General features: G+C 51.9%; 7 protein-coding genes. 4 read left to right on the forward strand and 3 right to left on the reverse strand.

The features are described 5' to 3' along the window. Positions 1 to 53: 53 nt before the first annotated feature. Positions 54 to 1,682 (reverse strand): GMC family oxidoreductase, encoded by a 1,629-nt coding sequence (locus tag AB8881_06980; GenBank protein XDZ62296.1) that lies wholly within the window; start codon positions 1,680 to 1,682, stop codon positions 54 to 56. 298 nt (positions 1,683 to 1,980) lie between these two features. Here AB8881_06980 and AB8881_06985 point away from each other — a divergent pair, with 298 nt between their 5' ends. Next, positions 1,981 to 5,418: an indolepyruvate ferredoxin oxidoreductase family protein gene (locus AB8881_06985; GenBank protein ID XDZ62297.1), complete on the forward strand. Its 3,438-nt coding sequence runs from the start codon at positions 1,981 to 1,983 to the stop codon at positions 5,416 to 5,418. A 13-nt stretch (positions 5,419 to 5,431) separates the two neighbouring features. Here the strand turns inward: AB8881_06985 and AB8881_06990 are convergent, their stop codons facing one another. Both AB8881_06990 and AB8881_06995 read right to left on the reverse strand, forming a co-directional pair. Next, positions 5,432 to 5,836, reverse strand: a complete 405-nt coding sequence (locus tag AB8881_06990) for a VOC family protein (protein ID XDZ62298.1) — start codon at positions 5,834 to 5,836, stop codon at positions 5,432 to 5,434. Positions 5,837 to 5,931: 95 nt separating this feature from the next. Then, positions 5,932 to 7,236 carry a UDP-glucose/GDP-mannose dehydrogenase family protein gene (locus tag AB8881_06995; protein ID XDZ62299.1) on the reverse strand — a complete coding sequence of 435 codons (1,305 nt, stop codon included), beginning with the start codon at positions 7,234 to 7,236 and terminating at the stop codon, positions 5,932 to 5,934. 216 nt (positions 7,237 to 7,452) lie between these two features. Between AB8881_06995 and galU the strand changes: the two genes are divergently transcribed. The 3 genes from galU to AB8881_07010 all read left to right on the forward strand — a co-directional run bounded on the left by galU (position 7,453) and on the right by AB8881_07010 (position 12,142). Next, positions 7,453 to 8,331, forward strand: a complete 879-nt coding sequence (gene galU / locus AB8881_07000; GenBank protein ID XDZ62300.1) for a UTP--glucose-1-phosphate uridylyltransferase GalU — start codon at positions 7,453 to 7,455, stop codon at positions 8,329 to 8,331. Between the two features lie 61 nt (positions 8,332 to 8,392). Then, a complete protein-coding gene (locus AB8881_07005; protein ID XDZ62301.1) occupies positions 8,393 to 9,778 on the forward strand; it encodes a phosphomannomutase/phosphoglucomutase in 1,386 nt (461 codons plus the stop codon). A 195-nt stretch (positions 9,779 to 9,973) separates the two neighbouring features. Next, positions 9,974 to 12,142 carry a malate synthase G gene (locus AB8881_07010; GenBank protein ID XDZ62302.1) on the forward strand — a complete coding sequence of 723 codons (2,169 nt, stop codon included), beginning with the start codon at positions 9,974 to 9,976 and terminating at the stop codon, positions 12,140 to 12,142. Positions 12,143 to 12,162 lie beyond the last annotated feature (20 nt).

Consider the following 12,162-nt stretch of genomic DNA (forward strand, 5'->3'; position numbering starts at 1 on the left):
ACAATCCTCGCAACCTAATCTTCTAGGCACATAGATACTGTCAACCGCTTATGTCAGATGCTGGCAAGCGGCGGTTTTCCAAGCACAAGGTCGGCGCCCTTTTCGGCAATCATCAAAACGCCTGCATTCAGATTTGCCGACAGCATTGTTGGCATGATCGAGGCATCAATAACGCGCAGGTTTTGTATCCCATGAACCCGTAATTGGTCATCAACAACAGCCGTTGGATCTGTTGCAGGTGCCATTCGGCAAGTGCCCATCAGATGATAAACCGTCGTGCTACGCTGGCGGGCAACATCCAGCAATTCATCGTCGCTTTGGACATGCGCGCCAGGATAACCCTCATAATCAAAATAAGGCGCAAGCGGTGTTGTGTTCATCAGCCGGCGGCTCAGCTTTATTCCGGCAAGAAGCACCCGCCGGTCTTCTTCATGCGCCAGATAATTCGGCTGAATTAGCGGCTTGTCGAACGGGTCACTGGTTTTTGCCCGCACATAACCGAGACTTTCGGGGCGTTGCTGCCAGGTTGCAAGGGTAAATCCAGGCTCATCTTCAAGCCATGCCTGCAACCCTTCTCTATAACTAGCAGGGGTAAAGCTAACCTGAAGATCGGCGTTGCGCACTGTCTCATCAGAGTGCCAGAAACAATATACAAGCGTTGGCCCCAGCTCGAGAATCGAGCGCCGCCCCAAGAAATATTTGGCAATTTCACCAACCAGTTTTGGCCCACGGGCAAGCTCGTTAATTGTCCTAACATTCTTTGCCCGTGCGGTCAGGCGTGTCCCGTAATGATCACGCAGATTTTCGCCAACACCGGGCAGATCATGCTTTACCTCAATACCAAGACCCTGCAGCAGCCCCGCCGGGCCAATTCCCGATAATTGCAGCAATTGAGGTGAATTGATGGTGCCGCCTGCGACAATAACTTCACGCGCCGCATACACGTCTTGCAGGTGGCCGTTCACACCGCCACGACGAAAGGAAACGCCGGTGGCGCGTTTGCCATCAAGGTGGATTCTCGTCGCATGGGCGTTGGTGATGATGCGAAGATTTGCGCGTTTGCGCGCCGGTTTCAGAAATGCGCGCGCGGCGCTCATCCTCAATTTACCCGTTGAGGTGCGCTGAACATAGGACGTGCCTTCTTGATAGGCACCATTATAATCGGGGTTGCGCGGAATGCCGATGCTTTCAGCACCCTCGATAAAGGCCTCACAAAGCGGATCACGCCACGCCAGATTGGTGATGGTCATTTCACCATTTTGGCCACGATAGCTGGCATCAACACTATCTTCATGCCGCTCATAACGACGAAAATAAGGAAGCACATCATCATATGACCAGCCGCGATTGCCCTTTTGCGCCCAGACGTCAAAATCCATTTTCTGACCACGATTAAAAATCAGCCCATTGATCGAGCTTGATCCACCAAGCACCTTGCCCCGTGGCATCGGAATGGTACGGCCATTTGTGCCGGCGCTCGCTTCGCTCTGATACATCCAATTAACCGAAGGATTGACCAGCGTTTTGATAAAGCCTGCTGGAATATGGATCATTGGATTCCAGTCCGGCGGGCCAGCCTCAAGCAGACAAACCGAATAGGTGCCACACGCAGTAAGTCGATTGGCCAGAACACATCCAGCGGTGCCCGCACCAACAATCACATAATCAAACTGGTCTGCCATCTTTTGTCTCTTAGCCTCTAAAATTCTTTAGCCATCGCCAACCATATTGGCCAATCTAGAGTGACTTGCCAAATAAATCCTTAGGCCAAATAAATCCTTAGGCCAAATAAATCCTTAGGCCAAGTAAATCTAAAGACCAAGCAAGTTTGAAAATCACCATAAGCACTTGTTGGATAGACGGGTCTGGCGCGATAACAAAAATCACGCTGTTACAAGAACATCTTTTTCCCGGCACAATTTCTGTGGTTAACTAAACCTGATAGATATATCGGTCGCCATGGTGGCCAAAGGGTGTTTTATGGACGAGATACAGCTGCGCGATTGCTATCAAAAGCGTCACGGCCCGGCCTATATGACCGGGACGCAGGCACTGGTTCGGCTGCTTCTCGAACAGGCGCGTCTTGACCGCGAACAGGGCATCAACAGCCGTGGTCTGGTTAGCGGTTATCCGGGATCACCCCTTGGCGGGCTTGATCTTGAATTAAACCGCAATCTTGATCTTCTCGCCGCTGAAGGAGTGGTTTTCCAACCTGCAATCAATGAAGAGCTGGCAGCAACTGCAATCTGGGGCGCACAGCATATTCATCTTTATGACCAGCCAGACATTGATGGCGTGTTTGGCCTTTGGTATGGCAAGGGCCCGGGGCTGGATCGTGCGCTAGACGCCATCCGCCATGCCAATATGGGAGGGGTTTCCAAATTTGGCGGAATGGTGCTGGCGGTTGGCGATGATGCCACCGGCAAATCATCGACACTTGCCTATCAGTCGGAACAGACCCTGATTGCCGCAGGTGTTCCCTTTTTCTATCCGCGCTCACTGCATGATATTATTCCAATGGGGCTTATGGCTTTTGCCTTATCACGGCAGGCGGGGTGTTGTGTTGGCATGAAGATCGTTGTCGATACCGCCGATACCAGCGGCATTGTTGACCTTGATAATATTCACCCCGACATCATCGCGGGCAATGAAAACGGCCCGGTTCATATCGGCCGGCATGACCCGGCATTATTGCGCGAAGACCGGCTGTTTAATTTGCGGCTTCCCGCAGTGCGCGCCTTTCAACATACCCAGCAGATTAACGCGCCAATCCTGCCACAACCGGCCAATGGCAAGCTTGGAATTATCGCTGTTGGCAAAGCCCTTTATGAAGTGAATGACGCGCTGATTAGTCTTGGTATCAAAGATCGGGTAGCGGCAGGCATTGGGCTTTTTTCTGTCGTGATGCCATGGCCGGTTAATGCCGATGGCCTTGCCGATTTTGCCAAGAATTTTGACGAAGTGATGGTGGTCGAAGAAAAGCGGCCAATCGTCGAAGAACAACTAGCCCGTGCCGTTGTCAATTTACCAGCGCGCGCTGTCATCACCGGTAAAATGGCGCCTGACGGATCGCCGCTTTTGCCAGAAACTGGCGAGATAACCCACGCGATTTTAATGACGGCAATAACCAAGCGTGCCAACGCACATGATATTGCGATACGCGCTGTTCCAGCCGTAATCACCGCACAGACGCTGCCGCATATTGCCAACCGCACCCCATGGTATTGCGCGGGGTGCCCGCATAATTCCAGCACAAAACTTCCCGATGGGGAAATTGTCGGGATGGGTATCGGCTGTCACTCGATCAGCGGGTTTCTGACGCCTGACGAGATTACTAATTTCACCCAGATGGGCGGTGAAGGTGCTTTCTGGATTGGCCGTGCGCCATTTTCCAGCCAAACACATAGTTTCCAGAATATTGGCGATGGTACCTATGCGCATTCGGGCTATCTTGGTATTCGCGCGGCGGTTGCTGCCGGGGTCAATATGACCTTCAAGATACTCTATAATGGTGCAGTTGCCATGACCGGCGGCCAGTCTATTGAGGGCGGCCAAACACCATGGGTTATGTCGCGCCAGCTCGCGGCTGAAGGCATCGTCAAGATTGCGATTGTCAGCGATGCACCAGAAACCCTGATGGCCGGAGCCAAATGGGCAAGCAATTGCCACTTTTATCACCGCGACGATATTGTCAAGCTGCAGCAGGAACTGAAATCTATCACCGGCGTCACGGCAATCATCTATGTGCAGGATTGCGCCACCGAATTACGCCGCAAACGAAAACGCGGGCTGATTGCCGATAAGCCTGAAACCATCGTGATTAATGAAGCGGTTTGCGAAGGGTGTGGCGATTGCGCCGTTAAATCAAATTGTGTAGCGGTCAAACCGGTTATGCGCCCCGAAGGCGAAAAACGCATGATTGATCAAAGCCTGTGCAATAAGGATATGTCCTGCCTCACCGGATTTTGCCCCAGCTTTGTGACGCTGAAAGGCGGAAACACGGCATCCAAAGCCCCGCCTGCCACACGGCCAGCATTTCCTGCTGACATTAAATTGCCAGCCCCGACACCGGTGCGCGATGGTATCTTTAATATTTTTGTTGCTGGTATTGGCGGTACCGGCGTTTCAACATTGGCGGGTATTCTGATTATGGCGGCGCGCGTCGACGGCATTGCCGGAACCGCAGTTAATCAAACTGGCCTATCGCAGAAAAATGGCGGCGTGACCAGCCAGATCAGGCTTGCCAAGGGCGCATCTCTTGCCGGACATATGGTGCGGCTACCAACGCATGAGGCCGATTTACTGATTGGCTGTGATGCGGTGGTAGCTGCAAATGATATGGTTCTTGGCCTGCTGAACAAAACCACAAGCAGCGCCATCATCAATGACAATATCGATCCGGTTGGCGTTGCCGGTGTCGGCATCGGCAGTGTCGTGGATATGCCGGTTGTTATGACCCGCCTTGGGGCGGCGATGGATAAGGCGCGTATCACAAGATTTGCCATTTCATCACTGGCTAACCAGATTTTAGGAAGCACCACTTCAAGCACCATCATCATGCTTGGCTGGGCAGTTCAAAAAGGTTTGATTCCCATTGGCGTTGAGGCAGTTGAGGCAGCATTACGGCTTAATGGCACATCAGTTGATGATAATCTTGCCGCTTTAAAATGGGGCCGATTACTGGCTCATGCACCCGATCAGCTATTGGCCTTGCTAGCTGCCAAGGCCGCGCCGAAAAATCAGGATCTATTGCACGACCCAGCCGCGGCGATTGCGTATTTTGCCGCGCAATTAACAGCCTATCAAAACACCGCCTATGCAGCCCGTTTCACAACTGAGATAAATCGCTTTATCGACCGGTTAACCGCCGCCAAGGTTCCAACAGATGCAATTGGCATCAGCGCCGCTAGGGTGCTATTCCGTGCCATGGCAATCAAGGATGAATACGAGGTTGCACGCCAATTAACCAATGCCGATTTCACCGCGAAGATAAACGCGATTGGCGGCAAAGATATAGCGGTTCATTACCATCTTGCCCCGCCTTTGCTTAGCTGGCGAAAAGGCCGCGATGGAACCCCCCGCAAAATTCGCTTTGGGCCTTGGCTGACGCCGGTTTTAACGATGATTGCGCGCCTGTCTTGGCTCCGTGATAGCTGGATTGATCCGTTCGGCTTCAGTGCTGAGCGACAAAGCGAGCGGGCCCACCGTGAAACGGTAATCAACTGGCTAGACCAGCTTGGCACCAATGCATCATCGCGCCAATATGAGCAGATTGAGACGGCGCTTGAGCTCATGCTGAAGATACGCGGCTATGGTCATGTAAAAGCCGCAAACATGACCCGGTACGAGCAAGAGATTAGCGCCATTATATCAGGGCTATCAACACAGCCACCCACATTGGATATGGCCGCAGAATAGACGGTTTTGGCCGTTAGATATAGTTTGAAATCTCGATGAGGTTATCGTCAGGATCGCGGATATAAACCGATAAAAGTGGCCCATTGGCGCCGGTTTTACGAACCGGACCATCCTCAATTTCGACGCCATGATTGGCAAGATGCTGCTGCCAGTCGCCAAGCGGCTGATCGGTGATGAAACAAAGATCGACACTGCCGGCGACCGGGTTTTTGGCATGAGGAATATAAGGGGATGATGCATTGTGAAGGTTTATTTTCTGGTTCCCAAAATGCAATGACTGGCGCACAGGCCCTCCAGTTGGTGGCTGAAATTCACTATGCTCCATACCCATGATTTCAGTATAGAATGCCACCGTCGCAGCAACATCGGCCGCCTGCATAACAATATGGTCAATCGACTGAATTTTCAGCGTTTCCATTTTATATTCCCTTAGATTTAAACAGTGGGAGACTCTGCCCTCACAGAACATTGAACAAGAGACATGAGTGATGCGTTAATGCCGGGCGTGATCACCTACCGACCAATCGACGAATATTTGAAGCCGGCGCGCTGCATTGCCTCTGGTTCGTATACATTACGTAAATCAACAATGACGCGCCCGATCATCGTCGCCGCAAAATGTGCCGCAGTAAGAGCACGAAATTCATTCCACTCGGTAACCAATACCGCACAGGCAGCACCGGTCAGACAATCAGTTGCGCTTTCGCAAAATGTGACGACAGGCGGCAAAAGTGGCCGCGCCTCATCCATCGCCTTTGGATCATAAAGGCGCAAATTTGCACCAGCTTTGACTAAGGCGTGGATGATGTCCAATGACGGACTGTCGCGCATATCATCGGTTTCCGGTTTGAAGGCAAGCCCCAGAATGGCGATTTGGGCACCAGCAACCGACCCGCCCATCGCGATAATCACACGCTCTGCCATCGCCATTTTGCGCGCCTGATTGAACGCGACAACCGCATCAACAATGCTGACGTCACTGCCATGTTTTTCAGCAGTTTTAACAAGCGCTATCGTATCTTTTGGAAAGCAGGATCCACCATAGCCAGGCCCCGGATGTAAAAATTTATTGCCAATCCGCTTATCAAGACCCATGCCTTTGGCGACATCATGCACATCAGCGCCAACCATTTCACAAAGATCAGCCATCTGGTTGATATAGGAAATCTTCACCGCCAAGAACGCGTTGCTGGCATATTTGATCAGCTCTGACGTTTCTAGGTTGGTGAAAAGAATTGGCGTTTCAATCAAAAATAATGGCCGATATAATGCCCGCATCACATCGCGCGCCGCGTCAGTTTCGGCGCCAACAACAACACGGTCAGGCCGCATAAAGTCGGAAATTGCCGCACCTTCGCGCAGAAACTCAGGGTTTGACACAACATCAAATTGTGCATCAGGGTTAACCCTAGCAACGATTGACTCGACTTCGCGGCCAGTGCCCACCGGAACGGTCGATTTCGTCACAACAACCGTATATCCAGATAGATGCGGGGCGATTTCTTCAGCAACAGCATAAACAAATGATAAATCAGCATGACCATCACCGCGCCGTGTTGGAGTGCCGACCGCGATAAAGACCGCGTCAGCTGCCGCCACCGCTGCCGCCAGATCTGGCGCAAAATGCAGCCTGCCCGCGGCGACGTTACGCGCCACCAAATCTGCCAGACCCGGCTCATAGATCGGCATTTCACCCTGATTGATTTTCTGGATTTTGGCCGCATCCTTGTCGATACAAGTTACGTCAAAACCGAATTCGGAGAAACACGCCCCCGAAACAAGCCCGACATATCCGGTGCCAATAACTGAAATTTTCACGGCGCTGTTTCCCTAACCATTCCAAGGTTTGATAACAGGCGGATAAAATTTGTTCAATGCCAGAGTGTAGTTACCAGAAAAAATTGATAACCGATTAGAGTTTTGGGCTGTTTTGTGGCAAATTTGTTAACCGAGCGACTTGACCTATTTCGCGACCAAAGAGTAAGCCTTTCAAAAATGGCGGCAACGCGGCTGCTAATGACGGCAATTTAAGGAATGTACCGCATGATCAAAAAAGCGATTTTTCCAGTTGGCGGGCTTGGTACAAGGTTTCTGCCAGCCACCAAAGCACTGCCAAAGGAAATGCTTCCTGTTGTTGATAAACCGCTGATACAATATGCGGTTGAAGAGGCGGCTGCCGCTGGTATCGAGGAATTTATCTTTGTGACCGGCCGAAACAAGACGGCGATCGAGGATCATTTTGATCACTCATTTGAGCTGGAGGAAACGCTTCTTGCCAAGGGCAAGGCGGCGGCGTTGGATACCGTACGCGGAATGATACACGCGCCGGGGTCAGTTGCTTATGTTCGCCAGCAAGAGCCGGCCGGCCTTGGCCATGCGGTATGGTGCGCCCGTAATCTGGTACATGATGAGCCAGTTGCCATTTTGCTGGCTGATGACCTTATTCTTGGCAAGAGCTGCATGGCCGAAATGGTTGCATCTTATCAGGGCGGCAACATGATTGCGGTGATGGATGTGCCAAAATCGGAAACAAGCTCTTATGGTATCATCACGCCGGGCAAAGATCACGGCCAGCTGATTGACGTTGCCGGTCTTGTTGAAAAGCCGGATCCAGAAGACGCGCCATCCACCTTGGCTGTCGTTGGTCGATACATAATCGAAGCTGGCGTTTTCTCGCAGCTTGATCGCCAAGAACGCGGCGCTGGTAACGAGGTGCAGCTGACCGACGCGCTTGCCCGTCAAATTGGCAAGGTACCTTTTCACGGCTTACGGTTTTCAGGTGAACGATTTGACTGCGGATCAAAAATCGGTTTCTTGCAAGCGAATATCGCATTTGCAATGTCACGCGATGATCTTGCAGCACCACTTGCGAAATGGCTAAAGGGCCGGATGCCGTCAGGCAAAGGTGAATAACCCGAAAAACGCGGACCATTCTCCCAATTTTTAATCCAGACGTTTTAATAGAGGCCAGTTCATGACTCAGCATGTTTTTCATCCATCTATTTTACGTGCCTATGACATTCGCGGGATTGTCGGGGAAACACTGACACTGGCTGACGCGCACGCCATCGGGCTTGGTTATGCCGCCTGTCTTCGCCATCGTGGCCATGGCAATCATGTTGCGGTCGGGCGCGATGGGCGTTTGTCATCACCGGCGCTGGCAGCCGCCCTTTGTGACGGGCTGGTGGCCGGCGGAGCGCAGGTCAGCGACATCGGCTGCGGCTCAACGCCAATGCTATATTATGCCGGTGTAACGCTAGACGCTGATGCCGCGATCCAAGTCACCGGATCACATAATCCGCCAAGCCATAATGGGTTTAAAATGGTTATGAACGGCGTCGTATTTTTTGGCGATGACATTCAACAACTTGGTGAGATTAGCGCTGCTGGGCCTGCCAAAATGGCTGGCGGCAGTTACGCCGAGGTTGCTGTTTTTGACGATTACATCGACCGGCTTACCGCCGATGCGAACACTGGTGATTTTACGGTTATCTGGGATTGCGGCAATGGCGCGGCCGGGCCATCAACGATCGCTGCTACAAAACGGCTAAACGGTCGTCATAAAGTGCTTTTTGGTGACATTGACGGAACCTTTCCAAACCATCACCCCAATCCTGTTGATCCGGAAACCCTTGCCATCCTCTGCGATGCTGTTGCCGGGGCAGGGGCTGATCTTGGGATCGGCTTTGATGGCGATGGTGACCGAATTGGAATTGTTGACGCAAAAGGCCGGCAAATGCCAGGCGATTTTCTGACGGCCTTTCTGGCACAGGACATTCTAGAACGCAGTCCAGGAGCGCCGGTTATCCTTGATGTGAAATCATCCGATATGGCGATGGATCTGATTACGCAGGCAGGCGGTGATGCGCAAATTTGGAAAACCGGCCACAGCCATATGAAAACCCGCATGGCGGCACTCACCGCGCCGTTGGCTGGCGAGATGTCGGGGCATATTTTCATCAAAGACGGTTTCTATGGATTTGATGATGCGCTTTATGTCGGGATCCGCGTTTTGTGCCAGATGGCCAAAACCGGACAGAGCATCACTGATTTTATTGATGGGCTGGCGCCCCAGCATGCAACACCTGAATTGCGGATTGACTGCCCGGATGACCAGAAATTTGGTGTTATTGACCGGCTTGCCGCACATATAAAGAGCCAGATTGATGCCAAGAACCTTAGTCTGATAGATGGGGTTAGGGTGCGAACTAATGACGGCTGGTGGCTTGTCCGCGCCTCTAATACCGAGGCCGCGCTGGTCGCGCGTGCCGAAGGAAAAACACCGGTGATTCTCGATAATCTTGTTGGTGATATCGAAGCTGCGTTGGCTGGTGCAGGTCTTCACTGGCGGCGTCCATAACCGCGCCCCGATAGCAGCTTTATTCTCAATAATTGAGTTTTTTGCGCTAGCGATGGCGTAAAAATGTGTGATTCGATGGAATCCCACCTGTTGCAACTTGAAAGACAATGCGAGTTCAGTTAGACAAAGAAAATTTTTTCAACCATTCCCCCCTGCCTGATTTACATCGGGTTGCCTGCTTAAGCGGAGCAAACAATGTCAGACGTTATTACCCATGGTGGTCTATCCATAGCCAAGGTTCTATATGATTTGGTGAATGATGAAATTCTAGCTGGCACCAAAATCGCCCCAGATGTTTTCTGGAACGGGTTTGACCAGGCGGCGCATCAGCTGGCACCAAAAAATCAGGCGCTTATCGAGACACGAGCGCGGCTACAACGCCAGATTGACGACTGGCTAAAAGCCAATAGCGATGGAGGCATTGACGCCGCTGCCTATGAGAAATTTCTCGCCGAAATTGGTTATCTTCATGATGATGCTGGTGATTTTGAGATTGAAACCAGCAATGTTGATCCGGAGATCGCAACCATCGCCGGCCCACAGCTGGTCGTGCCGATCACCAACGCGCGTTATGCCCTAAACGCCGCCAATGCCCGCTGGGGCAGCCTTTATGATGCGCTTTACGGCACTGATGCGATTGACGACGCAGACGGCGCCGGCCGCAATGATGGCTATAATCCGGTACGGGGTAAAAAAGTGATTTCATTTGCCCGTGATCTTCTTGACCAGTCCGCGCCATTGGCAAATGGCAGCTGGCACGATGTAACCGGCCTTAATATTGCCGGTGGGACGCTCACGATCAGCCAGTCTAGCGCCAGTACGTCGCTGTCAAATGCAGATCAGTTTGTCGGCTATACCGGTAACCCCGAAGCCCCGACAAGCGTCATTGTTGTCAAAAACGGCCTTCATCTTGAAATTATCATCAATGCCAACGGCAGAATTGGCGCTGATGACGCGGCGCATATTAATGATGTGATTGTCGAGGCAGCGCTGACAAGCATCATTGATCTTGAAGATTCAATTGCTGCGGTAGATGCCGAAGATAAGGTGCTGGCCTATCGCAACTGGAACCAGATCATGCGGGGTAGTTTAACCGCAGAATTTGCCAAGAATGGCAAAAGCATGACACGGTCGTTGAACCCCGACAAAAGCTACACCGCACCTGATGGCAGCACCAAAACATTGCGCGGCCGGGCATTAATGCTGGTTCGTAATGTTGGTCACCTGATGACCAATCCGGCGGTGCATCTATTCGGCGGTCAGGAGATTCCCGAAGGCATCCTTGATGCGTTTATTTCGGTTGCCGCCGCATTACCAGATTTTGCCAGCGGCCAGAATTCACCGGCCGGTTCAATCTATGTCGTCAAACCAAAAATGCATGGTCCGGATGAAGTCGCCTTTGCGGTTGAAACCTTTGAAATGGTTGAACAGCTTTTGCAGCTGCCAGCCAATAGCATCAAAATCGGTATCATGGACGAAGAACGCCGCACCACGGTAAACCTTAAAGAATGTATCCGTGCTGCAAAATCACGCGTTGCGTTCATTAATACCGGATTTCTTGACCGTACCGGCGATGAAATTCACACCTCAATGTATGCTGGTGCGATGATCCGCAAAGGCGATATGAAAGCCGCAACATGGATTTCAGCTTATGAAGATTGGAATGTTGATGTTGGGCTTGCTTGTGGGTTTTCAGGTAAGGCGCAAATCGGCAAGGGCATGTGGGCCATGCCGGACATGATGGCCGATATGATTGCGCAGAAGAGCGCTCATCCGAACGCTGGTGCAAATTGCGCGTGGGTACCATCGCCAACTGCGGCGACCCTGCACGCATTGCATTATCACGCGGTGGATGTGGCCAAGCGGCAGGCTGAACTGGCGGGTAAGTCACGCGCTAGCCGTTCGGATATTCTGTCCATTCCAGTGGCCAGCCGGCCGAATTGGTCAGCCGAGGATATCCGTGCGGAATTGCGCAATAACGCCCAAGGTATTCTAGGCTATGTTGTGCGCTGGATTGATCAGGGCGTTGGCTGCTCGAAGGTTCCCGACATTCATAATGTTGGCCTGATGGAAGACCGGGCAACCTTGCGGATTTCATCGCAGCATATTGCCAATTGGCTGCATCATGGGATCTGTGACGCCGATCTGGTCATGGATGTGATGAAGGAAATGGCCGCCGTTGTTGACAGCCAAAATGCAGATGATCCGGCTTATGAGCCTATGGATGGCCGATTTGATCAATCTATCGCCTTTCAGGCGGCGCTTGACCTTGTCTTTAAGGGTATCGAACAGCCATCAGGCTATACCGAGCCTGTTTTGCATGCGCGCCGACTGGAAAAAAAGGCCGCAGCGCACGCCGCATAAAACAGAGACACCAGAAGGAA

The sequence above is a fragment of the Alphaproteobacteria bacterium LSUCC0396 genome (assembly GCA_041228345.1).
Classification (GTDB): domain Bacteria; phylum Pseudomonadota; class Alphaproteobacteria; order Puniceispirillales; family Puniceispirillaceae; genus UBA3439.